The sequence below is a fragment of the Paenibacillus sp. FSL F4-0097 genome (assembly GCF_038593125.1).
Taxonomy (GTDB): Bacteria; Bacillota; Bacilli; order Paenibacillales; family Paenibacillaceae; genus Paenibacillus_AQ; species Paenibacillus_AQ odorifer.
The window spans coordinates 4,399,327-4,425,669 of sequence record NZ_CP151965.1 but is presented as its reverse complement, the minus strand read 5'-3'; the positions used below and the strand labels follow the sequence as shown (position 1 = coordinate 4,425,669).

The window sequence follows — 26,343 nt, the reverse complement described above, 5'->3', positions numbered from 1 at the left end:
CTCATAATGGACTACACCCCATCTAGTTACCATATGAGAGCCAACGGCTTTGAAGTAACAAGTAATGGAGTATTGAAGCAGTGAATTATTGGAGTATGAAGTAATGGAGTATGAAACATTGAAGTGTACAGTAGATGGTTTTAACTGTATTTTGTACAACTAAAATGCTCAAAACGCCCGACCAATGAAAATAGCTGTATTTAGTACATCTATTTTCTTGATTTAATACTCTACAGGCTATTTCTCTAGTTTTTAATTGTATAGAATACAGTTAAAGTTAGAATTAGCCCTTGTGGATATCGAATAAGTGTATAGATTGCAGTTATCTTACAGATATATCAAGATAGTGCGCTACAACGGAGTGGTTATCCGAAAGCTACGAATGATTAAGCTTAGCTCATAACCTATCAAGCAAATCACAACAGACCCAAAACACCAGTCAGCGAACCTCCAATAACGGAGAATTGCTGCCTGGTTGTTTTTTTGTGGATGATGAATATATGAACTATTGTTGATTTTCTTCCTATTGACTTATAATATTACTATCACTACTAGGAGGAACACATATGTCTAAGGAGTATTCGCGCACATATATTGAGAGCGTAAAGCTTGAAATGTTAAATAGGTTGGGATTAAAGCAGGTGTTCTTCAAGGAGCAAATAGGGGACAGCCTAATTTTTGAAGCTGTGGGCTTTGATAAAGGGGCAAAACACCGCTTTTGCGTTAGACCAAAGACGAAAACGATTGATGAATTCATTTCAGGCAAATGGATGAAGGTCCGCAGTTTTATAATCAAAAGTGTGGATATTTAATGTTGAACGCTAAAAAGGTAGCCCCGTTAATCGGAGTTACCTTCTTATTTTTTGACCCATAGTCATTGATAATGTGAAGTATCTCCATACAGATCGATGGTTGTATTGTTATCAGTTAGGGTTACTTTACATAATGCAGTAGAGAGAATATCCGGTAACTCCCCTATTTCCTGCAATGATTTATTAAGAAAATAAGCCATAATGACTTTTAAAGTCATCCGATGGGTGACGATGAGCACCTCTAGCCCTACGTTATCGTTTATGATGCGCTCCATTGTCGGCACTACTCTTTCTTCAAGCTGCTTATAAGTCTCACCTGAGGTTAGAGGAATATATAGATCGGGTCTGGTGAAAAAATGGGAATATTGTAAAGGGGATTCTAGTTGTATCTGATCCGTATTCATTCCTTCCCAGCTCCCCATGTTTATTTCCATTAAAGAAACTTGCTGTTGAATAGGTAAACTCCGCTTTCCCCGTAAAATCTGCGCAGTATGCAATGCTCTTGGACTAGTACTAGAATAAATTGCGCCTAAGTTTTCTACTTGCAAACGATCCCTTAACCATTCGGTCTGCTGTTCGCCCAAGGCTGTAAGCGCAGAATTTTGATGCCCTTGCATTCGTTTTTGTAAATTCCATTCTGTTTGCCCGTGGCGGGTTAAGTATAATACTGTCTTTGTCATTAACAAAACCTCCCTTATGAATAGTTGTAAGTATAAGAGAAAAAAATATAAATAAACAATATATAATAGTTAACATCCATAATGTATAGTTATAGTAAATGGCTGAGGATAGATAAGCGGCGATTAGAGATATTATTTTATTAGGTGAGGAAGAAATCATGATGAACTATCATGTATTAAAATTGTTTTATTACGTTGCGATCACAGGTAGTGTGACCAAAGCCTCTGAACGTTTGCATATCAGTCAACCCGCTATATCAGCGCAAATCCGTAAGTTTGAACGGGAGAATCATATTTTGTTATTTGAAATTAAAGGAAAGAGGATGGTGCTCACCCCTTTAGGAAAAAGGTTAATCGAACCTCTTGAGAAGTTTTTTGCCATGGGTGATCAAGTCCAGCAAATCATTGAAGACTATCACAAATTTCCTGAGGGGAATCTGCGGATTGCAGGTAATTATTTGGCAACAAGCATCCTCATTCCCCGGTGGGCGTCATTATTCAAACAATCTTTTCCGGAAGTTAACATTCAGATCACTACTACTAATTCTCATGGAGTCATGGAAAAATTGAATAATTTTGAAGCAGACGTAGCGATTTACAGTGATATGGAGTTTCCTACGCATAATACAGGAGTGTTCGAACATCGGGAGTTATATAGGGACGAGTATGTATTCGTGGTTTCTTCCCATCACCCTTTTGCCAATCAGCAGGTTAGCTTTGAAGAAGTGATGTCTGAAGCATTTATTATGAGAGAAGAGGGCAGTGCAGCCAGAGAGCGGCTTGTCCGGTTGTGTGAAGAAAGAAGTGTACAGCAGCCAACGATTGGGCTTCAATTTAATGGAGTGAATGAAGTTATTCAAGCTGTGATTGCCGGTTATGGAATTAGTTATGTATCCGCTTTGTTGGCGAAACCTTATCTTGATCAGGGAACATTAGCTAATGTAGCAGTAGAAAATGTAGTCTCCAAGCATTCGATATGGATGGGTTACAGAAAGAAGGAACTTCAAGAAAGCTATATGCAGTCGTTTATTACGCTCGTTATGAAACAATTAAGTTTAAAATAATATTAGGAAATTAAAGATAAGCTTATGGTAAACTATGGATAAAAGTTAGGAGGGGTCATAATGGATCAAATCATATTCAAACAACTTAAGTTTGTGCGTAGTGTTACTGTTCGTGCTGTCGAGGGACTTTCTGAGGGAATTTTAGATAGTATTCCAGAAGGTTTTAATAACAATATCCGCTGGAACTTGGGACATATTTATTTGGTGCAAGAGAAGTTTGCCTTTCATTCTGCTAGGGAGCTTATGCAATTGCCGGCAAGCTTTGAACGCTTATTTGCGAAAGGGACTAAACCAGCCGAGTGGAATGAGGAACCGCCAACGCTTGAAGTTTTACTTGAGATGCTTACGGAGCAACCCAAACGGATCCAGGAAGCTTTTCACAATCGCTTAAGTGAGCAAGTAACCCCTCTTACAACAGGAAGTGGATTAACCTTAAATTCAATCGGTGAATTCATAAATTTCACACTTTACCATGAAGGTATGCACTTCAATACAATAAAATTATTAAATCGCTTTGCAGATAAATAAATTCAAATAACAAAAGATATCGATATATAATTGGTATCTTTTGTTAGCTTTATGATCAAAAAAAAGATTTGTAAATGAAAAGGTTATGTGATAATCTAATTTATGTAATACATGTAACCGGTTACACATTGGGGGATGAATTAAAGAATGATGACGATCAAAGATGTCGCAAAAATAGCTGGAGTTTCGGTAGCAACAGTCTCACGGGTTATAAATGAATCTGGATATGTGAATATCGATACTCGCAAAAAGGTTGAGGCAGCGATCAAAGAAATGAATTATACCCCTAATGAGGTTGCAAGATCATTGTACAAGCGGAAATCTAAATTAATCGGGCTGCTCTTGCCTGATATTACCAACCCCTTCTTCCCGCAGTTAGCGCGGGGGATAGAGGATCGGATGCAGGAGCAAGGTTATCGGATCATCTTTGGCAATAGTGATGAGAACGAGGACAAAGAGATGGATTATATTCAAACCTTTATCCAAAATAATGTCATTGGCATGATATCGTCAACCAACTTCCCTGAGAGCGACGTTTATTCTAACTTGAAAATTCCGGTCGTATTTCTGGACCGTACTTCTAACGATAGCCCTTCCGTATACGCAGATGGCAAAAAGGGCGGACGTCTTGCAGCACAAGAGATTATCGCACGGGGAAGCAAAAAAATCACAGTAATACAAGGACCGGCGCATATCAAACCTGCACAAGATCGATTTCTTGGGGCGATTGAAGTACTTAATGAAATGGGAATCAGCTATAATGTGATCCAAACTTCATCCTTCTCCCATACAGTAGCAGAACAATGGGCTGTGGAGTTATTTGCTAAATATATAGATACAGATGGCGTAATTGCCAGTAATGATATTGTGGCGACGGCAGTCATTCATGAAGCACATCGTTTAGGTAAAAGAGTGCCGCAGGATCTGCAAATCATCGGATTTGATGATATCCCGCTTAGCAGCTTGTTGTCACCTGCTTTATCCACCATTCGCCAGCCGGCACATGATATGGGTAGAGAAGCCGCGGGTTTACTTATTAAGCTAATTGAGCAAGATAAGGTGGAAGAGAAGATTATTCAACTACCCGTTAGCTTTGTGGAGCGGGAAACTACAAGAAGTAAAGAATAGATGACAACATGAGAAAGGTTGATGAAAATGGCTAAGATTTGTGTAATTGGCAGCTGTTCAATGGATTTAGTAGTGACTTCGAATAAGCGACCTCACGCGGGTGAGACTGTGCTTGGAGAACAATTCTCCACCGTTCCGGGCGGTAAGGGCGCGAACCAAGCAGTCGCTGCAGCCCGTCTTGGAGCAGAAGTTACGATGGTTGGTTGTGTAGGTGATGATTTCTATGGTACCGCTATCATGGATAATCTGAAAAAGAATCGCGTTTTTACCGCCAATGTGGAACCGGTTACACATGCCGAAAGCGGAACAGCTCACATCATTTTAGCGGAAGGCGATAACAGCATTATCGTTGTAAAAGGAGCCAATGATTTAGTTACTCCTGCATTGGTTGAACGGGCACTTGAGAATATTAAAGGCTCTGACATGGTATTAATCCAACAAGAAATTCCGGAAGAAACGGTGTCTTTTGTAAGTGAGATTTGCCACAAATTCAATGTGCCTATGTTGCTAAACCCAGCACCTGCTCGTCCTATCAGTGAAACGATTATAAACAATGCCACCTATTTAACACCCAATGAACATGAATGTGCAATATTATTTCCTGAGATGAGTACTGCTGAAGCTTTACGCAAATATCCCAATAAGTTATTTATAACCGAGGGCAGCAATGGTGTGCGTTATTACGATGGTAAACAGGAAGTTTTAGTTCCCACCTATAAAGTAAATGCTATAGATACCACTGGAGCAGGAGATACTTTTAATGCGGCATTTGCTGTTGCTCTAGCTGAAGGCAAGTCTATTCGAACTAGTGTAAAGTTTGCCAATCGCGCGGCTTCTTTATCCGTCACAAAATTTGGTGCCCAAGGTGGCATGCCAACAAGAGTAGAGGTGGAGGTGAGTCTTTAATTATGAAAAAACAAGGAATCTTAAACAGTCATATTTCCAAAGTGCTTACTGATTTAGGCCACACCGATACGATTGTCATTGCTGATATTGGATTACCCGTTCCACCTGGTGTTCCAAAGATTGATTTAGCACTTAAATTGGGAGTTCCCAGCTTTCAAGAGCTTGTCGAAATCATTTCAGAGGATATGGTCATTGAGAAAGTTATCGTAGCAGAGGAATTAGCTGAAAAAAATAAAGATACCTCTGAATACTTGAATGACAAATTTAAGGAAATACCTATAGAGGCGATTTCACATGAACAATTTAAATGGTTAACCCAGCATGCGAAGGTCATCATTCGTACGGGGGAAGCTAAGCCTTATGCAAATTGTATTTTACAAGCCGGGGTCTATTTTTGATAAAAAGGGGGTTCAAAGCGTATGCACATTACGATGAAAGATATTTATAAATCTTTTGGGGCTAACCGTGTGTTGACGGGTGTGGATTTTGAACTGAAGGATGGCGAAGTTCATGCCCTAATGGGAGAAAATGGCGCAGGCAAGTCTACTCTGATGAACATTCTGATTGGACTGCATCAGCGTGATCAAGGGACCATTACTATAGATGGTCAGGAAACATACTTTAATAATCCCAAAGAGGCTGAACGTTATGGGATCGCTTTTATCCATCAGGAGCTGAACGTGTGGCCGGATATGACGGTTCTAGATAATCTGTTTATTGGTAAGGAACGAACCTCCAAACTAGGGATCTTAAATATGAAAGAGATGAAAGCGTTAGCAAATGAACAATTTCGTAAGCTCTCCGTAACGATTCCCTTAAATCAAGAGGCGGGGGAATGTTCGGTAGGTGAGAAACAGATGATTGAGATTGCAAAAGCGCTTATGACTCATGCAAAAGTTATCGTCATGGACGAACCGACAGCGGCATTAACCGAACGGGAAATCCAAAAATTGTTCGAAGTCATAACTTCCCTTAAAAAGGAAGGCGTCTCCATCGTGTATATTTCGCACCGGATGGAAGAGATCTTTACGATATGTGACCGAATAACGGTCATGCGAGATGGGAAAACAGTAGACACGAAGCCCATTCCAGAGACTAACTTCGATGATGTAGTTCGGAAGATGGTAGGGCGTGAATTAACTGACCGGTTTCCTGAGCGTACCTCCAAACCCGGAGAGGTTGTTCTTGAAGTCAAAAATGCCACGAAAAAAGGGCAATTTAAAGATGTTAATTTCTCCGTTCGTTCTGGTGAGATCTTAGGCTTCTCAGGATTAATGGGATCTGGACGAACAGAAATGATGAGAACCTTATTCGGATTGGAATCGTTAGACCGTGGTGAGATTATGGTACGGGGAGAAAAGGTCACGATTCGAAATCCCAATGATGCGATGAAGGCGGGGATAGGATTCGTTACGGAGGATCGGAAAGATGAAGGGTTAGTGCTTGATTTCTCTATTCGAGACAATATGGTCCTTACAAATTTATATAGCTTCGCTCCTAAGGGTGTAATCATTGATAAAAAAGAACAAGAATTTGTAGACATACTTATCAAACGGCTGCACATCAAGACACAGTCTTCCTCCACTTTAGTCCGGAATTTATCCGGGGGGAATCAACAAAAAGTGGTCATCGCCAAATGGATTGGGATTGGCTTAAGTGTGCTTATCCTCGATGAACCTACCCGTGGAGTGGACGTAGGAGCTAAACGGGAGATCTACCAGCTCATGAACGAATTAACGGAACGTGGAGTCGCCATTATCATGGTATCGTCAGAGCTTCCTGAAGTTTTAGGAATGAGCGACCGGATCGTAGTGGTTCATGAAGGGGAAATTAGTGGAGAGCTATCACAACTAGAAGCTACGCAAGAAAAAATCATGACGTTAGCTACAGGGGGGCAATAGTAATGACAACTATCAAAGGTGAGAGAGAAAATAAAGGTTTTCAAATCGGGCAAATTACACAGAAGCTAGGTCCATTACTAGGGCTGATTATTCTAATTGTTATCGTTACGGTGTTGAACCCAAGCTTTATGGAGCCCCTTAATATCCTGAACTTGCTTAGACAAGTTGCCATAAATGCGCTTATCGCTTTTGGGATGACCTTTGTTATTCTAACGGGTGGTATCGATTTATCGGTGGGTTCTATTCTAGCCCTATCCAGTGCCTTCACAGCTAACCTGATGTTGTCAGGTTGGGATCCTGTCTTAGCTATTATTGTAGGTTGTTTAGCGGGTGGTGTGATGGGGATGGTCAATGGACTCATGATTACCAAAGGTAAAATGGCACCATTTATCGCTACGTTGGCGACCATGACGATTTTCCGGGGATTAACTCTTGTATACACAGACGGTAATCCAATCACAGGTCTTGGAGACAGCATGACCTTCCAATTGTTTGGTCGTGGATATTTACTGGGAATACCTGTACCTGCTATAACAATGCTCATCGTCTTCGCAGTCTTATGGGTTGTATTGCACAAAACTCCATTTGGTCGTAAAACCTATGCCATTGGTGGTAATGAAAAAGCATCAATTATTTCAGGGATTAAAGTAGACCGCATTAAAATTATGATCTATTCATTGACCGGTATGTTGTCCGCATTGGCAGGAGCTATCCTGACTTCCAGATTGAACTCAGCACAACCCACAGCAGGCACATCCTATGAGCTGGATGCTATCGCAGCTGTAGTATTAGGCGGTACGAGCTTAACTGGTGGTCGTGGACGTATCGTAGGCACATTGATTGGTGCACTGATTATCGGGATTTTGAACAATGGTTTGAACTTGCTCGGCGTATCCTCTTTTTACCAAATGGTGGTCAAAGGGATCGTTATTGCCATTGCCGTACTCATAGACCGTAAGAAAGCCGTATAAGGGGGATTCCAACATGAAAAAGTTAACTTTGATTCTTACTTCCTTACTATTAATTCTCATGACAGGATGTTCCTTGGAGCCTCCAGAGTGGGCTAAGCCTAGCAGTGGTGGAAGCATGGAGAATATGAAGATTGGATTATCCATATCTACTTTAAATAACCCCTTCTTTGTATCCGTTAAAGATGGTGTTTTGGCCGAGGCTAAGAAGCAAGGCTTGGAAGTCCTTGTCATTGATGCCCAAAATGATTCTGCTAAACAAAGTAATGACGTCGAAGATTTGATGCAAAAAGGTGTGAATGCGTTATTGATCAATCCTGTAGATTCATCAGCGATCTCGACGGTAGTGCAAACAGCTAACAGTTTAAATATTCCCGTCGTTACGTTGGACCGTTCCGCAGATCAAGGGGATATCAAAGCTCTAGTTGCCTCTGACAATGTAAAGGGTGGCTCTATGGCGGCAGAATATATTGTAGAGCAGCTTGGGAAAGGTGCAAAGGTCATCGAGCTAGAAGGATCCCCAGGAGCGTCAGCGACTCGGGAACGCGGTAAGGGATTCCATGAAATTGCGGACAGCCAGCTAGATGTCATTGCTAAGCAAACGGCTGATTTCGACCGTACGAAAGGCCTGACCGTTATGGAGAACCTTCTACAAGGAAATCCTGGCGTACAAGCAGTTTTCGCTCATAATGATGAAATGGCGCTAGGTGCCATTGAAGCCATTCAAAGTTCAGGCAAGAATATCCCTGTGATTGGTTTTGATGGAAATGAAGATGCACTTAAATCCATCGAAGCTGGTAAATTAACAGGAACCGTTGCTCAGCAGCCTGAATTAATTGGCCAGCTAGCCATTCAAGCCGCTAAGGATGTATTAGAAGGCAAAACCGTAGAAAAGCTGATTGCGGCACCGCTTAAACTAGTTGTTAAAGAGTCAAAATAATAACCATTATAGAAAAAGACTGCGCTCGCCGATTTGGCGAGCACAGTCTTTTTTGCTGTACATTGCAGCTTATTCTTCAATAACTCTATCCGGTAGCTGTGTAACATAGCTGTCTGACAAATGGAGCAGCTGTAAGGCACGCTCGAATTCGTCTTCTGTGGATTGCAGAGGTTGATCGCCGTTACCAGATAAAGTATAATGCTGGCCATCCTCGAAGCCACTGCCGGATAAGAAGAGCTCTTCGTTATTTACGAAAGATCCTGTAGGCAAATAATACCGTTGTGGAAGTAAGTTATATGTTGATTGATTCAAGAGATCTTGTCCGAAATGAATATGATCTGTAAGAGAGACACCCAATAAATTAGATACGGTAGGTAAAATATCTACTTGCCCGCCCAGCTGTTCTTTTACACTAGGTGTTGTAATCCCTGTCGCTGACATGATCAACGGAATATTAATCAATTCACGTTCCGAATATTCATGGCCGAGAATCTCTTCCAGTAGGAGATGATCATCCTCTTTTAGAGAGAAGATAGGCAGTCCACGATGATCCCCGTACAATACGATCAAGCTGTTATCCCATACTCCGTTTTGTTTGAGCTCATCGATAAAAAGTCCTAGCGCATAATCAGCATAATTCTGAGCCCGAATATAATCGCCAACAAGCGTTCCTTCGAATCGCACTGGAAGTGTCATTTTGTATTTATCCTCTGGGATGGAGAACGGGTTATGAGATGACATCGAAATTACATGGGAGTAGAAGGGCTGGTTATCCTGATCCATTCTTGCCAGCTCTGCAGCGGTTTTTTCATACAAAACTTCATCAGAAGCGCCATAAAATACTGTGTCTTCTTCCCCGAAGTAAGTTTTATCATAATAACGATTGAATCCCAAAGCACTATAAAGCTCACCACGGTTCCAAAAGTCGACTTCGTTCGTATGGAATGTTGCCGTATCGTAACCTTGTGCTTGCAGCAGCTTGGGTAAGCTTGGAAGCTCTTTAGGAGCGTACATTTGGGTAGCTGGACCATCAGGTGGTACATAAAAAGAAGTGTTTACAATAAACTCTGCGTCAGAAGTGTTGCCTTGTCCAACCTGCTGGTAGAAACGCGGGAAGTAGAAGCTGCTGGCCGCAAGCTTGTTCATATTTGGTGTGATTTCTTGTCCATCAATCTTTAGATTGATTAAGAAGTTCTGGAAAGACTCCATTTGCAGAATGATTAGATTTTTTCCTTTGGCGGCTCCAAATAAAACCGGGTTAGAGATCGCTTGAATTCCTTTGGTTTTATCAATAGTGGATTGCGTAATCTCAGAGACGTCAATTTGTTCTTCCTCTTGATCAGCTAGCAGAGAGTAGGCTTCATAATTAAGAATGCCCATTTGCTCCGCTTTAATCGTTTCGTTCATACTGGCACGGTTTGGAAAAATATTCATTGCACAAATGATGATGGAAATACAGAACAGGACTGCCACCGCTTTACGGTTACTTTTGCGCGACATGGCTTTTTTCCAATCCAGTGCTTTCTGTTTTCTAAACATCACCAAGCTGATGACAATGATATCCACAAAGATAAGCATATATTGAGGACGAAGGACCGAAAATATACTTTTCTTTACGGCTCCCACTTGTTTGACCTGATCTAATACTTGCGAAGTAGCAATGATGCCAAAATGATTATGATATACAATTAATGAGAAAAATAGAGTAGTAATCAACACATTGACAAGCATGTAAATTGCAATTTTTCGTTTCGTAGCGAACCATTCAATCAAGCAAAAGACTAGAAGTACAAAAGGGATTTCTTTAAGCCAAGTGGTCCAAGTAGGGCCATCTTCAAATAGAAAATACCAGGCAAAATAGCTTTTTACAAGCATAATGAGAGAGAAGAATAGCAGGGATCTTTTACTGAGGGTACGAGGTTCTTTAAACGGCATTGCTTATGCCCATCCTTTTCTTTTTAGATTAGTTCATTCTATTACATTGAAGCGTTTAAAATCAACTAGATTTGGGTATGTCTGAGTGAAATTTTCCTTAATATTACAGTTTAGGTGGATTGAATAGTTCGCAATATATAAAAATTTTTTATGAAGATGAACTTTTTACAGTGCTCCTGACTCATATAGGGGAGAGAGGTGAAGGCATGGATGTTATACGATTGGTGAAAAAAGCCAAAAAAGGAAATAAAGAAGTTTTGCTGCACTTAATTATGTCTGAAAAAGATGTTTTTTATAGGCTTGCGTACAGCTATATGGGAAATGCGCAAGATGCAATGGATGCCATGGAGGAAATGATAGTTACGTTATACGAGAAGATTGATCAACTTAAGAAAGAGGAGTCTTTTTACAGCTGGAGTAAAACGATTTTGGTAAATGGCTGCAAAAGGCAGCTTCATAAGCGAAGCAAACTGGTGTTATTAGAGGATTGGAGCTCCAATGATAAGATGGAAAGCGTCCATGTTGCACCAGGCGATCCTTATCATAAAAGTGAACAGCAAATGGATATGCAGGCGTTATTGTTACATGTGAACGAGCAGCAAAGAGAAGCAATTCAATTAAAGTATTTTCATGATCTCGATTATCAAACGATAGCTGACATTACACAGGTCTCGATCGGAACTGTTAAATCAAGAATCTACAATGGATTACAAACGCTAAAAAATCATTACAGAGGTGATGTTGATGAACGATAACGTCGAACAACGATTGGTGGATGAGAAGAGGAATTTAGAGTCCATAACTGCACCTGAGGGTTTAGAAATGAGATTAAGAAATGCTTTAGACTCGGCACCCCCAAAAAGAATAAAAAGAAAAAGCTCCCCCCTCTGGAAGATTGCAGCCGTCATCTTATTAGTGATAGTGGTTACTGGAAACAGCTATAATGCCTTCGCTTATTATGGAAAAAAGTTATTTGGTTTTGATGAGGTGCTAGAGGGAACTTTACAACAACTCAATGAACAAGGAATGGGACAAAGCATAGACAAAAAGACGACGTTAGCAGATGGAACAGAACTTAAGATTAACGGAATTATGGCAGATGCCAATCAATTTATTGTGTATTACACGTTAAACAATCCTAAGGGACTAGAGGAGACGGGAGATCATTTTAGTCCTTCTAAAATAGAAGGGTTTCTCACGAATTCCAACATAAGAAGTGGCGTATCTTTAATCAATGACGAACATACAGAAATAAAAGGCACGATGACATTTGATAGCGTAAGCCCATTTTCGAAAAAACTAACACTTCATTACTGGGGACCTCTACAGAAAGGGCAGATGAGTGAAGGGAGCATAACGTTTTCTTATAATCCAAATCAAGCGATGGTGACTCAGATCAAACAGTCGATTAATAAAAAGGTCAAAGCCGACAAAGGATCAATTACCTTCAAATCGATCACGGCCACACCAACCATGACTGTGATTAAAGGGAGTATGAATGTCGAGAATTTCGATCGAATAAGATTAGGGTTAGAAGGCATTCAATTAATTGCCAATGGAAAGCCTGTAGAAATATTAGGCAGTAGCAATAAAACCTCGCTGGGTGGGAGATCATTTGATATTCGTTATGACACCTTGCCAAAAGAACTACATTCATTGCAGCTGGTTGTTAAAGAGTTTGTTGGATATCAGAAGCTGGAAGAGAAGTATCCTCTAAATGCTGATAGTAATGAGCCGATTCTACTGGGGGATAAAGAATTATGGATTAAGGATGTGTCCAATACCGCTCAAGGGATTGAAGTAACTATTGCTACAGATGAGGATGTAATGCTGGATGGTGTGTCTATAGAAAATGCTGGCGAAAACACGGCTTTAAAAACAACAATTAATCAAAAAGAGTCAGAACAAAACAACGGTAAACTCATGAAGGAACGCACCTTATTATTTGATACACAAACGAAACCTGAAAATATTCTGATAGAAGGAATACATTATATGAAGGAATATAACAAGGTGATTGAGATTCCAGTGGATTAAAAAGAGGTGCCATATCCATAATTTATGAAATATAGTAAGCTATAATAGTCTGAGAAAGTGAGGGGGTTATGGAAAATATAGGAGCTTATAAAGTGAGTCGTCCGTCGTTAATGTCGCTTCTGTTTTCTATGATTTTTTCAAGTAGCATACTACTGTTAAATGCCAGAAATAATATGGAGTATAAAGTATTACTTTATTTTGGTTATATATGGTTGACCTTCTGTCTGATTGTTGTAATCATATTGCTCTATAGGATCATTACGATTAGAAAGTTCATTGAGGTTCGGATTCTTCCAGACTCTATACTAGTAGATAACAAAGAAATTCAAGCGAAACAAATTGAGAATATTTATGTAAAGGGCTATTTCATACCCGTAATAGGCATTAAACCTGTAGATCACAAATTTCCTCCCTATAGATTATGTTTTAGTTTTCTTGACGAAGAATACAAAGGTATGAAAGAACTAACCGCATGGGCCGAACATAATCAGATTAAACTATCTAAAAAAAGATTTATGAGATGGCTTTAACCGGGCTCTGACCAGTCCACCATACCGCGCTATATGCGCACTGCGGAGAGGATGGGTGTCCCAAAAGCCGAAAATGGCTACTGGGGCACCTCATTTTTTTTTGCTCCATCATCGAACCCCAAACGTCGCTCGTTTCCTCTATCCCCAAGCCGCACATTCTTCGATCAAATTTGCGTGCCCAGAAGTAGCTATCGGACTCAGATGACCCTTAGACGCGTCATATCCCACTTTTGGAATCCTAACGGACCGCATAGCCGCTATTGGCCTGAAAAACACCCCGAAAGCAGCCTTTTCGGGGGAATAACTGCACTGGAGTCCGAACCCTTGCTCCAAAGCCGAAATATTCGCAAATAACGTCATCTGGGTCCGAAAAGTAACCGTCATCCATCATCGAACTCCAAACGTCGCTCGCTTTCTCTATCCCCGAATCCTCAACCTTCGTTTGCTACTGCTATCACCGATTTTCCAAATCCCGCTGACATTCTCCATCATCGAACCCCCAAGCCACGCTGACATTCTCATCACCGATTTCTCAAAGTTGGCTCACTTCCGCTATCATCACCTTTAAGTCACGCTTTCTTCGATCACATTTGCGCACCCGGAAGCATCTATTGGACTCAGATGACCCTTAGACGCGTCATATCCCACTTCTGGAATTCTAACGGACCGCATAGTCGCTATTGGCCTGAAAAACACCCCGAAAGCAGCCTTTTCGGGGGAATAACTGCACTGGAGTCCGAAACCTCGCTCCAAAGCCGAAATATTCGCAAATAACGTCATCTGGGTCCGAAAAGTAACCATCTTCCATCATCGAATCCCCAAACCTCGCTCGCTTCCTTTTGGAGTTCTGACTGCCGCATAGAGACTGATTACGCCAATACGCTAATAGGTGGGATGAATGGAAAATACTTAGTTTTTTTGTTGCAAATACAACAATTATGGTATACTATTTTCCTGTCACATCTGCATAACACCATATAAATAGAGCTCAAAATAAAAGTTTATTTGTAAATTGATATTTTAAAAGGAGAAAACGATATGGCTATCAATATAAAAAAGTGCACGTTCGAAGATCTGGGTTCACTTCAAGGAATTAGTGTTGAAACATTTAATGAGACATTTAGTAATCAGAATTCACCTGAAAATATGAAAGCCTACTTGGATAGAGCATTTAACTTAAAACAATTAGAAAAAGAATTGTCGGATAGCTCATCAGAATTCTATTTTATTTATTTTAATGAAGAAATAGCCGGGTATTTAAAGGTTAACACCGATGATGCTCAATCTGAAGTAATGGGCAATGATTCGCTTGAAATCGAGAGGATTTATATTAGGAAAAAATTTCATAAACAGGGGCTTGGGCAATATCTAATATATAAAGCTATAGAAATAGCGATACAATGTAATAAAGAGAAGATTTGGCTGGGGGTTTGGGAAAAAAATAAGAACGCCATTAGCTTTTATGAAAAAATGAAGTTTGTTCATACAGGAACTCATTCTTTTTATATGGGTGATGAGGAACAAATAGACTTTATTATGACAAAACAACTATAACATTTCTCTAAAATGATGTTAACTAAGGAGCGATAGGAGGCTTAGAATGAAGCAACTTTATATAAAACAAAAGGTATTCAGTCTAAGTGGTAAATTCACGGTAAAGAATCAGCAGGAGCAAGATGTCTATTACGTAGAGGGCAGTTTTATGCAAATTCCCAAGACTTTCTCTATTATGAATACAACAAGAGATGAAGTCGCACTAATTACGAAAAAGGTGTTCAGTTTTTTACCAAAGTTTTTTGTTGAAGTAGATGGTCGAGAGGTGTTAACGATTAAGAAGGAGTTTTCTTTCTTTAAAGCACGTTATACGATTGATGCTGCTGACATTGAGGTACATGGTAACTGGTGGGACATGGATTTTCAGGTTTTACAGCATGGTGTAGTCATCGGTAAAGTGAACAAGGAGTGGTTCACTTGGGGTGATAGCTATAAGGTTCAAATATTGAATGATGAGATGGAGACGCTCATGATTGCGTTCGTTGTCGCTATTGATTGTGTGAAGGCTGACCAAGCATCTGCATCTCATCAGTGACGATTTAACATTAAAGTTGAAAACTTAACAAGGTGACGTGGATGGAATTAATTCAGCAGGTGCTGATGAGTGTAATTGGCTTAGTTTATTTATGATGCGTTGAACCGTACTATAAGTAGGAGCAAGTTTAGTTTTTTGATATTGCCTATGTTAGATCTTATTGTTGATTTTCATTTTTTGGAAAAACGCCCATTGCGCCCAAGCGCCCTTTCCACGAATGCATATGATGATTATGCCTACTCATTGAAAGGAGCGATCACATATGGGATTTTTTCCAACACCGGGAGCCGGCGGAGGATTTCCAGGATTCCCGGGCGGACCTGGCGGACCTGGCATACCGGGAGGACCCGGAGGACCTGGAGGACCCGGGGGACCAGGGTTTCCGGGAACCCCCGGACAATTTCCGGGGGGTGCACCAGGAGGCGTTCAAGCGCCGACGGCTCCTCCACCGCAATTCGTGCCGCAAATGACGTCTACCACATTTGCCATTGATCCCGGCGGGATCAGACGCTGCCTGTTCCGCAACACATACATTTGGCTGAACAACGGCGAGCAATTCTGGTTCTTTCCGGTATTCGTCGGACGTAATTCTATTGCAGGGTTCAGATGGAACGGTTTTTTCTGGTCGTACTTCGGCATTGATTTGAATCGGATTAGCTCGTTCACGTGCTTCTAAGGCAGACAGCGATAGAGAACAGCCAGCAGGCTGTTCTCTATGTTGTACAAATTATCGTGTCCCGGGAGTTGTGAATTACGCAAAAGATACATAGTAAAGAATCGTTTCCCCTGACGCTAACGTCAATGCTGGATAAAAAAAAGGACTACTCTACGAAGGATAGCCTTAAAGCTTGCTGTTACAGACAGCGCGTTGAGTCATATCATAAATCACGGTAATGCGGAGGGCTGGGCACGTTGGGTGATCCATTGTGTTATGAATTCAATTAGTTTTTTTGCCGCTGGAGAGGCATTTTTAATGGAGGCGGCTGCAATGCCAATAGAACGATAATGCTCTCCTTCTAATGGGCGATAACATACATTGTCGGGGAGTATACTTACTAGGCAGATTTACAAATCCCAAGTCAGCGGTTCCATCGGCAATCCATTCTTCTATTTCAGAGTAGTTACCATCAAGTAGTTTTATTTCAATATGTGGAAACTGATTTTGAAATTGTTTAATGATTTGGGGCATCCATTGGATCGATACACTAGAGAAAGTACCTATTTTCACAGTGCCAATCTCAACTACCTTACTGAAAATCTGATATTTTAAAAGATTCATAATGATTTCTCTCCTCAATAATATATGAAAAAAATTCATTAAACTAATAATTAATATTCATTATTTTTATCTTAATTATAATAGTATAATCTGTTTTATATAAAAACATCTACGATTAAAGGGGAGTTTGAGCGGAATGGTTCATGAATCAAACGGATCTTATTATGCAGTCATATTTTCAAGTCAACGTACGGAGGGGGATAACGGATATAACATTATGGCTGAAAAAATGGAGCAGCTTGCGTCCGGGCAACCAGGGTTTTTAGGAGTGGAAAGTGTCCGGAATTCTTCAGGAGCGGGTATTACGATTTCTTATTGGGAGAGCTTAGAGGCGATTAGTAACTGGAAACAGCATCAATCTCACAAAGTTGCTCAGGAGAAAGGTAAGAAAGAATGGTACCAAAATTACAAAGTAAAAATTTGTAAAGTTGAAAGAGAGTATTCTTGAGTGGTAACATATCACTGCAAAGTAATTGGGAATCAATCCATTGAAGCGTACAACAACAATCATTTTATTTCAAAAGGATGCGAAGAAACTTATCCGAGAAAATAGAAGATTCCGTTACTAATTAGATAAAATATAGATATGGGATGATTATTAAATGAACTATCAAATTAAAAGGGCGACCCTTGAAGAAAAAGAAATCCTCAACAACCTAATGCAATTTTATATGTATGATTTCTCCGAGTATATGGATTTGCACCTTGAAGAAAACGGAAAATTTAATGATTATCCTCTCAACGATTACTGGACAGAAGAGTCGAATTTCCCATATCTGTTAACTCTGAATGAGAAAAATGCTGGATTCGTTTTAGTCAAATTAAAAAATAGAGATGATGATTTATACTTTTCCATTGCAGAGTTTTTTATTATAAAAAAGTATCGGAGAGTAGGATTAGGTAGACTAGTTGCAAAAGATATTTTTAATTTACATAAGGGGCAATGGGAAGTTTATCAAATAGATAATAATGAGCCCGCACAACGCTTTTGGAAAAAGGTAATAGAGGAATACACTGGCGGAAAATTCACTGAACGAATTGAAGCAGGGAGAAAGACACAGGTGTTTGTTAATTGAGTTTGAATCTTAAGCTAACAGGATACAGTAGATCAATAAAAAGCGGCAGTCGTGGACTTTATTTACTAGTTCAGGGCTGCCGTTGTTTTTTTGGTTCTCCAGAAGTGATGTTATAGGCCAGTTGCTTTGGTATTTTTGAGTAGTACAAAATCTATTCTGGTGTTAAAATTACCCAAAAAGTATTTTAGGAGGCTAAGACGGGAATTATGCTAAATATACAGCAGATTGTAGAACTTATTCCTCATCGGTATCCGTTTATTTTAGTGGACAGAATTATTGGGTTGGAGGAGAACAAGAGAGCAGTAGGTATAAAAAATGTATCCATTAATGAACCGTTTTTTAGCGGCCATTTTCCTGAGCATCCTGTTATGCCAGGTGTTTTAATTGTGGAGGCATTAGCCCAGGTAGGAGGAATCACAATGTGCAAAAACGAAAAGCTGATGGGCAAGATAGGGTTATTAGTTGGCATTGATAATGCCCGTTTTAAGCGCCAAGTAACGCCTGGGGATCAGCTTCTTCTCGAATTCGAAGTCAATCGGATGAAAGGTGAGATTGTAAAAGGCAAAGGCATCGCAACAGTAAATAGTGAGCTGGTATGTGAAGCTGAGATTTCTTTTGCATTTGTGCAAAAAGGAGGTTCAAAATGAAAAGGCTGCCGTTTGTACGACCAACTGAACATTACGATCTGCAAATTAAGGATATCGACGAGCAAATATGTGCATTGATCAAGCAACGAAAGGAAATCTCGAATAATAATCCAGGATTCCCACCGTTTGAATCTATCTCTAAATGGGCAGAAAATTATGAGCTCTATGAGGATTTTTTGAAAGCGGTATTTGGGACATTGCTAAGTGAAGATCATTTTAAACCGATGGTTGAGCCAATTGATTTTAGAAAACATATTGCAGTTCTTAAATCAATTGAGAAAGATGAATTATTTTATACACTGACCTCTATACGTCAATACAGTAATGCTAGTGTGGTCACCCTTAATATAGATTGGGACATGACAACTGAGCTTCCAGCAAATTCTCATAGCCATAGCTTTTTCGAGCTGTTTATAGGAGAAGAATATGATAGTCGAATGACGAATGGCGGAAGTTCAACCGGACAAGCTTCTTATAATTACGTGATTTCTCCACCGCTTTCTGACGATCCTTCAGGCGTTACATTAGAGTTCAGGAAATATGGTAAACCCTTCAAGAACAATGAGACAGAAGATCAAATTGTTTTTAGGCTGTAGTACTTATTTATTCACCGGAAAATATTGCTTATAGCTGTCTCCATTGCTATGATCAAAAGTGGAGATCCGAGCGAAGTTAAATTAGGCGCCGCTCCATATCACAGTTAACGGATTTTAGTGAATTAAAAACCGGCCATCCTGAGGGGATGGCTGTTTTCTGTGTAAAACAAATTCAATGATTCATTTCCAGCCATAAAAACTACGAAGGTACAGTTTACAAGGTAGATATTCAGGAATACGAAAATTGATGACCCCACACAGACTTCAGATGTCTGTATTTTTTTTCTAATTGTGGTTCTATAGTATGATTTTTTGGGATTATATGAAAAATGGTTGAGAAATACATAGTGTATAGTCAATACTGTGACTTATAATGTTAGCTTAGGTAATGATCTAAAACCCTTAATATAACCTTGAATATATTCATTTACGCAGCAAAAGGCTGAAAGGAAGTCATCTCTTGTTTGAAACCCTACTTTTGAATTTTTTGTTTTTGCTTTTTCCAGTATTAACATTTCTGATATTTTTTGAGAATCGGGCCTATTCCTACAATAGATTGATTCTCGTTTTTATGTCAGCAGTGACCATGAGTCTCTGTATCGCTAAACCTATCAGACTAGAAATTGGCTATATTTTTGATTTAAGGTACATTCCGTTTATTATTGTGGCACTCTTTGGAGGATATAGGAATGTTTTTCCTCTATATATTATTTTGAATGCGTACAGATTCTATGTGGGTGGAGATGGCGTATTTTATTCGTTTCTATTTGCGACGGCGATTCTGATTTTGGTGCCGTTATATAAAAACAGATTTTTAAAATTACCATCGAAAGGTCGTGTGATTGCGGCAAATCTGATTGCTTTGCTAATTATGGGGGTTTATCTGTTTATTTTAGGTTTGGTTCAGGATTCTTTAGACAGGCAATTTTGGATTCTTTCATTAAATGCTTTGACGACTCATGTTGGGGTGATGAGTGTCATTATGATTTTGATTGAAAAAATTATATCTAATATTAAAAATCGGGAACGGATTGTCCAATCGGAAAGATTAAATGTCGTCAGCGAGCTAGCGGCAAGTGTATCCCATGAAATCAGAAATCCACTTACAGTGACTAGTGGTTTTTTGCAGCTATTAAATAAATCTAAAACAATGACGCCAGAGGAAAAGGGATTTGTAGAGTTGTCTCTACAAGAGCTACAGCGAGCAGAAAAAATTGTAAGTGATTATCTCTCCTTTGCCAAGCCACAATCTGAAAACATGGTTTACTCCAATATGAAGGCAGAATCAGAATATACTAAAAATATCATAATGCCTTATGCCACCATGCACAAAGTAGATGTTCAATTCAATTTTAATAATTCCTTAAATAAAAATTATGACCGGAACCAGATTCAGCAGTGTCTAATTAATTTATATAAAAACGGTATAGAAGCGATGAAGGAAACCGATGGCGGAACGCTATTTATCGATATATTTGAAAAAAAGCAAAATATTATGATCAGTATCAAAGATAACGGAGTCGGCATGACTAAAGATGAAATATCGCGACTCGGTAAACCGTATTATTCTACTAAAGCAGAAGGGACGGGGCTGGGTATGCTCATGGTCTACAGTACCGTCGATAAAGTGAAAGGAAATATTGAAGTCGATAGTGAAAAAGGCAAAGGGACAACATTCCTTATAACCATCCCAACATAGGCAAGTTGCAGAGAGTATCTTTTGCTGTTTATACCCCACTAGGAGTGTGTAATACCTTTCATGAATGGATTTCGTGTAAAAAGGGCAACGTGCCTGCGCGAGTCCCATCTGGAGGTGCAGCAATGGAGATATTTGTAACTATAGGCGTCAAATTGGTCATCAGCTTTTTTGGTTTGTGGATCATTACCTTTATTACCGGCCGCAAGACGCTTAGTCAATTGACACCACTTGATTTTCTGTCTTCATTGATTTTAAGTGAAATTGTCGGCAATACGATATATGATGATGAGGTGAAGATCTGGCATCTGCTGTTTGCTCTTTTTATTTGGACCGCATTATCTTATCTGTTCGAAAAGGTGACTACCCATTTTGTGAAATTCGGGAACATGGCGGAAGGCCGGACAGTGCTGCTAATTGACGATGGCAAAGTGAATCAGGATTTGTTGGAGAAATATGATATTGAGTATACCCAACTGCTGTTCATGCTGAGGCAACAAAATATCTTTTCCCTAAGTGAAGTACGGTATGCTCTGCTCGAAACGAACGGTTCTCTATCGGTAATGCGCAAGTCTGAAGATGAGCAATCTTCTGCTTTTTCCGTTACAGTTATTGATAAAGGCAGGGTACTGGAAGAGTCTATGCGTGGCAGATCGATGAACAAGGAGCAGATTAAGGAACGCGTCAGAGAGCAGGGCTATAATTGCATTGAGGATATTGCCTATGCTGAATATAAAGAAGACGGAACACTCTATATCCTTCCCAAAAACAAACCATAAATCCACATGATGAGACGCTGGAGCCGGGAGGCTCAAGTGTCTTTATTTGAAATCAGGAGTGCAAACTCAACTTTTTGGGCTTCACATTACATTGTTTGGAGTAGTTGTGATATTAGCCTATGAGGGTGGCCGCGGGATAGGCGTTTTTATTGGATTAATTGGGCTGTTTACGGGTATCTTGGGCTCTTTTAGAGATTCCTCTAAATCGGAGGATAAAAAGAATATCTGACAGCTTATATATTTACTAACTTTCGGAGGGGTATAACTTTATGGAGATTTCTATATGTAAAGCAGACGCGAGTGACGCAGCGTTTATTCATGAAATGCAAGTCAAAGCCTTTATGCCATTGCTGGAGAAATATAAAGATTATGAAACCAGCCGAGCCAATGAATCTGTGGAACAAATAAGGGATCGAATTAATCAGTCTTTTGCAGATTATTACATGATTAAGAGTTTTGATATTGTTGTGGGTGGTGTCCGCATCGTTAAAAAGGAAAATAAAACTTATCGGGTCAGTATCAAAGAAATGGGAGCTGGATAGTATTATACAAGAGCAAAGGAATTGCTATTTATATGAAAAGTTAGGGTATAGAAGCACGGGGGAAACCAAAAGAATAAATGACAACTTAACATTAGTTTTTTATGAAAAACATATGAGTTAAAGCCTTAGGATTATACTTGAAAAAAAAGACAGCGGGCAGTTCATGTCCACTGTCTTTTTAACATACAAATCAATACACTCGAATACGCTTCACAAATAACGATATAATCAATCCTATACCTGCAATTGCTGCGATAAATAAGTAAGCATGTGTAATTCCAGCGGTTAATATTTCAGGCTGTGCAGCGGTTGGGTGTGTGATTGCGAATCGTGTTTGTCCACTAGACATTAGCGTAACAGCGAACGTTGTACCAAGAGCACCTGCAATTTGCTGAAGTGTACTCATAACAGCAGCCCCATCCGGATAGTATTTCACAGGTAATTGATTTAACCCATTGGTTTGAGCGGGCATAATGACCATTGCTAATCCGATAAACATTGCGCAGTGTATTAAAATAAAGGTTAGGCTACTGGTTTCAGTTGAGTTTCTTGTAAATAGAAAACCAGCAATGGTTGTGATGGAAAATCCAAGCGGCAGCAATAATTTCGGACCGTATTTATCGAATACTCTACCCGTAACTGGAGCCATAGCCCCATTAATAACACTGCCTGGAAGAAGTAGAGAACCAGCCATTGTGGCCGATAACAACAAACCTCCTTTTAAATATAAAGGTAATAAAATTGCAGAAGATAAAATGATCATCATTCCTAAAAAGAGCATTATAAGACCTATCGTAAACATGGGATATTTAAATACCCGTAAATTCAGCATTGGGGTTTCCAATTTAAATTGCCGTAATACAAACAAGATTAAGCTGATGAAACCAATAATAAGAGGCAACAAAACAATGATTTCACTCAAAGAATGATCAGCAAAGTTACTAAAACCAAAGACGATTCCACCAAATCCAAGCGTAGAAAGCAAGATGGATAAAATATCTATTTTAGGTTTTGTGATGTTGGCTACATTTTTGATGAATGTTAATCCGAAACCTAATGTAAATAACAATAAAGGTAAGCTTATCCAAAAGATATACTCCCAGCCCAAATGATCTACAATTAAACCAGATAGAGTAGGTCCAAGGGCCGGTGCACACATAATAACGAGCCCCATCATTCCCATGACAGTTCCGCGTTTATATGCAGGGAAAATAATAAGAATAATATTGGTCATTAATGGAAGCAATAAGCCTGTCCCTAAGGCTTGCACTAATCGTGCAATTAATAATGAGCTGAAATTAGGGGAGAGGGCAGCAATTAATGTACCGACGATAGATAATAGCAAGGAAGCTGTGAATAATTGTCTAGTGGTAAACCATTGCATTAATAGGGCGGATATTGGAACGAGGATTCCTAATACAAGTAAATATCCTGTGGTTAGCCATTGAACCGTTGAGGCGTTGATTGAAAATTCATCCATTAAATTTGTAAAAGCCATGTTTAAGGCGGTTTCACTAAATAGCCCGACGAATGCACCTAGCATAAGCGAGAAGGCCATAAGGGCGGGACGTTTAACTTGAACAGTTGATGTTGATTCCATGATAATGATGAACCTCTTTTCAGAATTTTGATTCGGATTATTTATGCTGGATAGATGATATATCAACTATGAGGAGGAGAGAAATGCTCTAAGAAGCACCTCTTACATTATCCTGCACGCGAGTTAACAAAGTCTTAAGTGTTGAATAATCCGCAGGAGATAGTCCTGTTGCGATAACTTCGTTTAATTTAATAGTCACCTCATTTATTGTAGACTCTAATTTTCTGCCTTCGTCTGTGACAAAAACATTTACCGAACGACGATCCTGCGTACTTGTTATTTTGTGTATATAACCTTTGCTCTCTAAGCTGGCGATCATTCGGGCAACACTGGCTTTGTCCTTCCCAAGTTTATTAGCAATCTCGTTCTGAGATAAACCTTCTTTCTCAAGCAACAAAGCCATAAGTAGATGTTGTTCAGGCGCAAGTCGAACAGGGGCAAGCAATTTTGTTAAATAATTTGCTATTTCCAAATGTAAATCGCGAATCACTAAACCTAGCGGGTCTTTGGAATCCATATAATCTCTCCTAATTGAAGAATAGATGATATATCAACGTTATTGATTTGTCTATATTAGCATACAGTAACTGATGCTTGTCAAGTTAAAGAAAATGAATAGAATCATAGGCTTAGATACAAGCGACAAAGTTGTTTAATGCCCAATCATTTGATGATACATAGTCATATGCTGTTGTGAAATTAAAAAAAAGTAATTAGGGAGGGATTAAAATGGGATATAATTGTGTTGGGGGCGTTCAAGAACAAAAAAAGGCTCCAGTTTGTATTAATCCTTGGACATCAACGGGTACGATTCTTGTGCTTTACATTCTTCTCGTCATTATCCTTAAAACTTGTTGGATCTAGAATTATGTAAATCGACGCCCCGAAGTTTTTTTCTTCGGGGCGGTTCTGTGTTTTCTTTAGTTAGATAATTGACAACGTTAAGGATTCTGGATTATTTTTACGGTGGTTAATGTTGTCATGAATATTCATATAGAAGACTTAACGGGAATAATCGGGTTGTGTCATAGAAATGGGCTGAGGATTGGCAAGTACCCATTGCACCGCCAGCTCGCATAATCTGGCTGGTTGCTCATTGCCAGCAATGTTGCGGAACCGCTTGGCGAGTGCAGCTGCCTCTTGAAGAAGGGCGGGCGTTAAAGGCGTGCCCGTGCTAAAATGCCGTATCAGTGCATCCAGCATTTTACGGTAATCGGCATCCCAGTTTCCTCCGCCATTATTAAGTATTTCATGAGACACCCGCCCTGTGATGCGGATAACCTCACCCTGCACCGTTGTCGCATGTCCTGAAGCAGGGACAAGAAAATCCCACAGCTCTTGGTGCTGTGCGGGCCATGCGGCTGCCGTTACCTTGATGGGAGAAATTCCGTCATGTCTCTCCAGTTTCGCTATAGGCTCGACATCAAATTGCCGGTACAGCTCCAGGAGAGCATTTGCAGTTTCATCCAGTCGATCTTTATTGTAATTTGTTCTGACGAATTCAAAATCCTTGCCGATACGCCGCACGGATTCCTTCATCTCCGGCGTAATTGCTGCACCTGCATCCAGCATAATTCGCGAGATTTCTGCCATGTGAACTATATCGATATTCCGGCATTGTAATAATCCTTTGGCGAGAGGTGTGTTTTTTCGCTTATTTTCTGCATGGACATTTGCACCGCGTTCCACCAGATCCTGCACTACTTTTGTTTTGTAAGAAGCTGCTGCTGAGTGCAGCGGTGTCTCATTCTGGTAATCCAGAGCTTCCATATCTGCACCTAGCTCAAGGAGTAAGGGGACATTTCCGGACCAGGTTGCAGCCTGAGCATGAAGAGGGGTACGCTTATAGTTGTCGGCAGCGTTGATGTCAGCACCCTGCTCCACAAGCCAGGAAACCATTTCATCCGGTATTTGCCGGAAGCTGAGGGCGGTACCTTTGCTGTAACCCCCGCGGGCATCCCATTCGCATAGCTCAAATACCTCTTTTAAGGCAGATATATCATTCGTTTTAACCAGCTCGGCAAAATTGGCGGGTAATGTTTTTTTCTTTTTGCCCATATCATTTTTCCGCTCCTTTATTAATAGATAAATAGCAGATAACTTCTTGCAAGTTTATCATATAGGAGAATTGAACACTAATTCATGCAGGACGAAAAGGTTGAAGATATAGACGTAACATTATTGGAAAAGAGAATGGAATATCGTTTATATGGCGATCCCGAAATCATAGACTATTAGAAAATGAAAACATTAAGCTTGTGTCTTGGAAATAAATTCGAGATTTACGAAGGACATCGAAATTACGCTCCCTCGAAATGATTCAGTTTCCTCACTCAGACTCATGAATTCGCAGGATTTCATCCTGTAGTTAAAGTGATGAAGAGGATGATGAAGGAGCCGGTGGCTGGGAGATGGGGAATTGGGCATGCGTAAATAAGGGTGAATAAGGATCACCCATATTGTTCCATTATATGCACGTCTCCACTTCGCCCTAGCGATTCTCACTCCCATGTCTCAACGGGTCATAGCCCTTTCATTCCTTCGTCACATCTAACTAAGGGGTGGAGGTCGGTCTTTCTAACGGAACGGGTCCGAGCCCTTTTGCGTAAC

29 protein-coding genes are annotated in these 26,343 nt (G+C 39.9%); 23 read left to right on the top strand and 6 right to left on the bottom strand.

Annotated elements, in window-relative coordinates; genetic code table 11:
* Nucleotides 1-566 precede the first annotated feature (566 nt).
* A complete protein-coding gene (locus MHH86_RS19875) occupies nt 567-812 on the top strand; it encodes a hypothetical protein (RefSeq protein WP_036688955.1) in 246 nt (81 codons plus the stop codon).
* Between the two features lie 62 nt (nt 813-874).
* On the opposite strand, the gene MHH86_RS19870 is transcribed toward MHH86_RS19875, so the two are convergent.
* A complete protein-coding gene (locus MHH86_RS19870) occupies nt 875-1,492 on the bottom strand; it encodes a histidine phosphatase family protein (protein WP_076297671.1) in 618 nt (205 codons plus the stop codon).
* 158 nt (nt 1,493-1,650) lie between these two features.
* Here MHH86_RS19870 and MHH86_RS19865 point away from each other — a divergent pair, with 158 nt between their 5' ends.
* The 8 genes from MHH86_RS19865 to rbsB all read left to right on the top strand — a co-directional run bounded on the left by MHH86_RS19865 (nt 1,651) and on the right by rbsB (nt 8,927).
* A complete protein-coding gene (locus MHH86_RS19865) occupies nt 1,651-2,556 on the top strand; it encodes a LysR family transcriptional regulator (RefSeq protein WP_081384084.1) in 906 nt (301 codons plus the stop codon).
* A gap of 60 nt (nt 2,557-2,616) precedes the next feature.
* Nucleotides 2,617-3,084: a DinB family protein gene (locus tag MHH86_RS19860; RefSeq protein WP_076105268.1), complete on the top strand. Its 468-nt coding sequence runs from the start codon at nt 2,617-2,619 to the stop codon at nt 3,082-3,084.
* A 147-nt stretch (nt 3,085-3,231) separates the two neighbouring features.
* Complete coding sequence (locus MHH86_RS19855; RefSeq protein ID WP_036688945.1) at nt 3,232-4,212, top strand: LacI family DNA-binding transcriptional regulator; 981 nt, start codon at nt 3,232-3,234, stop codon at nt 4,210-4,212.
* Nucleotides 4,213-4,239: 27 nt separating this feature from the next.
* A complete protein-coding gene (gene rbsK / locus MHH86_RS19850) occupies nt 4,240-5,118 on the top strand; it encodes a ribokinase (RefSeq protein WP_036689135.1) in 879 nt (292 codons plus the stop codon).
* 2 nt (nt 5,119-5,120) lie between these two features.
* On the top strand, nt 5,121-5,516 hold the full coding sequence (rbsD, locus tag MHH86_RS19845; protein ID WP_038572233.1) for a D-ribose pyranase: 396 nt from the start codon (nt 5,121-5,123) through the stop codon (nt 5,514-5,516).
* Between the two features lie 21 nt (nt 5,517-5,537).
* Complete coding sequence (locus MHH86_RS19840; RefSeq protein WP_036688940.1) at nt 5,538-7,019, top strand: sugar ABC transporter ATP-binding protein; 1,482 nt, start codon at nt 5,538-5,540, stop codon at nt 7,017-7,019.
* Nucleotides 7,020-7,021: 2 nt separating this feature from the next.
* Nucleotides 7,022-7,990, top strand: a complete 969-nt coding sequence (gene rbsC, locus MHH86_RS19835) for a ribose ABC transporter permease (RefSeq protein WP_036688938.1) — start codon at nt 7,022-7,024, stop codon at nt 7,988-7,990.
* Between the two features lie 13 nt (nt 7,991-8,003).
* A complete protein-coding gene (gene rbsB, locus MHH86_RS19830; RefSeq protein WP_036688935.1) occupies nt 8,004-8,927 on the top strand; it encodes a ribose ABC transporter substrate-binding protein RbsB in 924 nt (307 codons plus the stop codon).
* 69 nt (nt 8,928-8,996) lie between these two features.
* Here the strand turns inward: rbsB and MHH86_RS19825 are convergent, their stop codons facing one another.
* Nucleotides 8,997-10,862, bottom strand: coding sequence for an LTA synthase family protein (locus tag MHH86_RS19825; protein ID WP_038572228.1), 1,866 nt, complete (start codon nt 10,860-10,862; stop codon nt 8,997-8,999).
* Between the two features lie 206 nt (nt 10,863-11,068).
* Here MHH86_RS19825 and MHH86_RS19820 point away from each other — a divergent pair, with 206 nt between their 5' ends.
* The 6 genes from MHH86_RS19820 (at nt 11,069) to MHH86_RS19795 (ending at nt 16,194) form a co-directional block, all read left to right on the top strand.
* Nucleotides 11,069-11,617: a sigma-70 family RNA polymerase sigma factor gene (locus tag MHH86_RS19820; protein WP_076105269.1), complete on the top strand. Its 549-nt coding sequence runs from the start codon at nt 11,069-11,071 to the stop codon at nt 11,615-11,617.
* On the top strand, nt 11,607-12,899 hold the full coding sequence (locus MHH86_RS19815) for a DUF4179 domain-containing protein (protein ID WP_076105270.1): 1,293 nt from the start codon (nt 11,607-11,609) through the stop codon (nt 12,897-12,899). Before MHH86_RS19820 ends, MHH86_RS19815 begins: the two co-directional genes overlap by 11 nt.
* Before the next feature lie 68 nt (nt 12,900-12,967).
* Nucleotides 12,968-13,429 carry a hypothetical protein gene (locus tag MHH86_RS19810; protein ID WP_076105271.1) on the top strand — a complete coding sequence of 154 codons (462 nt, stop codon included), beginning with the start codon at nt 12,968-12,970 and terminating at the stop codon, nt 13,427-13,429.
* 1,038 nt (nt 13,430-14,467) lie between these two features.
* Nucleotides 14,468-14,983 (top strand): GNAT family N-acetyltransferase, encoded by a 516-nt coding sequence (locus MHH86_RS19805; RefSeq protein WP_076100209.1) that lies wholly within the window; start codon nt 14,468-14,470, stop codon nt 14,981-14,983.
* A gap of 46 nt (nt 14,984-15,029) precedes the next feature.
* Nucleotides 15,030-15,518, top strand: a complete 489-nt coding sequence (locus MHH86_RS19800; protein ID WP_076104991.1) for an LURP-one-related family protein — start codon at nt 15,030-15,032, stop codon at nt 15,516-15,518.
* Between the two features lie 262 nt (nt 15,519-15,780).
* On the top strand, nt 15,781-16,194 hold the full coding sequence (locus tag MHH86_RS19795) for a transporter (protein WP_076143726.1): 414 nt from the start codon (nt 15,781-15,783) through the stop codon (nt 16,192-16,194).
* Nucleotides 16,195-16,488: 294 nt separating this feature from the next.
* Here the strand turns inward: MHH86_RS19795 and MHH86_RS19790 are convergent, their stop codons facing one another.
* Nucleotides 16,489-16,797: a LysR family transcriptional regulator substrate-binding protein gene (locus tag MHH86_RS19790; protein WP_340951529.1), complete on the bottom strand. Its 309-nt coding sequence runs from the start codon at nt 16,795-16,797 to the stop codon at nt 16,489-16,491.
* A gap of 136 nt (nt 16,798-16,933) precedes the next feature.
* On the opposite strand from MHH86_RS19790, the gene MHH86_RS19785 reads away from it, so the two are divergent.
* The 7 genes from MHH86_RS19785 to MHH86_RS19755 all read left to right on the top strand — a co-directional run bounded on the left by MHH86_RS19785 (nt 16,934) and on the right by MHH86_RS19755 (nt 22,133).
* A complete protein-coding gene (locus tag MHH86_RS19785; RefSeq protein ID WP_076104988.1) occupies nt 16,934-17,245 on the top strand; it encodes an antibiotic biosynthesis monooxygenase in 312 nt (103 codons plus the stop codon).
* A gap of 154 nt (nt 17,246-17,399) precedes the next feature.
* A complete protein-coding gene (locus tag MHH86_RS19780; RefSeq protein WP_036688911.1) occupies nt 17,400-17,873 on the top strand; it encodes a GNAT family N-acetyltransferase in 474 nt (157 codons plus the stop codon).
* Between the two features lie 206 nt (nt 17,874-18,079).
* Nucleotides 18,080-18,520 (top strand): 3-hydroxyacyl-ACP dehydratase FabZ, encoded by a 441-nt coding sequence (fabZ, locus tag MHH86_RS19775; protein ID WP_340951526.1) that lies wholly within the window; start codon nt 18,080-18,082, stop codon nt 18,518-18,520.
* Entirely contained in the window at nt 18,517-19,116 is a 600-nt protein-coding gene (locus tag MHH86_RS19770; RefSeq protein ID WP_342479391.1) for a hypothetical protein, read from the top strand. Before fabZ ends, MHH86_RS19770 begins: the two co-directional genes overlap by 4 nt.
* Nucleotides 19,117-19,576: 460 nt before the next feature.
* The gene (locus tag MHH86_RS19765) at nt 19,577-20,815 is read left to right on the top strand and encodes an ATP-binding protein (RefSeq protein WP_038572208.1); all 1,239 of its coding nucleotides are present in this window, start codon (nt 19,577-19,579) and stop codon (nt 20,813-20,815) included.
* 122 nt (nt 20,816-20,937) lie between these two features.
* On the top strand, nt 20,938-21,591 hold the full coding sequence (locus MHH86_RS19760; RefSeq protein WP_076100219.1) for a DUF421 domain-containing protein: 654 nt from the start codon (nt 20,938-20,940) through the stop codon (nt 21,589-21,591).
* 269 nt (nt 21,592-21,860) lie between these two features.
* Nucleotides 21,861-22,133: an N-acetyltransferase gene (locus tag MHH86_RS19755; protein ID WP_342479390.1), complete on the top strand. Its 273-nt coding sequence runs from the start codon at nt 21,861-21,863 to the stop codon at nt 22,131-22,133.
* Nucleotides 22,134-22,323: 190 nt separating this feature from the next.
* On the opposite strand, the gene MHH86_RS19750 is transcribed toward MHH86_RS19755, so the two are convergent.
* Nucleotides 22,324-23,739, bottom strand: a complete 1,416-nt coding sequence (locus tag MHH86_RS19750; protein WP_342479788.1) for an MDR family MFS transporter — start codon at nt 23,737-23,739, stop codon at nt 22,324-22,326.
* An 82-nt stretch (nt 23,740-23,821) separates the two neighbouring features.
* Nucleotides 23,822-24,250: a MarR family transcriptional regulator gene (locus MHH86_RS19745; RefSeq protein WP_342479389.1), complete on the bottom strand. Its 429-nt coding sequence runs from the start codon at nt 24,248-24,250 to the stop codon at nt 23,822-23,824.
* Nucleotides 24,251-24,516: 266 nt separating this feature from the next.
* Here MHH86_RS19745 and MHH86_RS19740 point away from each other — a divergent pair, with 266 nt between their 5' ends.
* Nucleotides 24,517-24,597: a YjcZ family sporulation protein gene (locus MHH86_RS19740; RefSeq protein ID WP_232061537.1), complete on the top strand. Its 81-nt coding sequence runs from the start codon at nt 24,517-24,519 to the stop codon at nt 24,595-24,597.
* A 138-nt stretch (nt 24,598-24,735) separates the two neighbouring features.
* Here the strand turns inward: MHH86_RS19740 and MHH86_RS19735 are convergent, their stop codons facing one another.
* Entirely contained in the window at nt 24,736-25,791 is a 1,056-nt protein-coding gene (locus MHH86_RS19735; RefSeq protein ID WP_076271995.1) for an ankyrin repeat domain-containing protein, read from the bottom strand.
* Between the last annotated feature and the right edge of the window lie 552 nt (nt 25,792-26,343).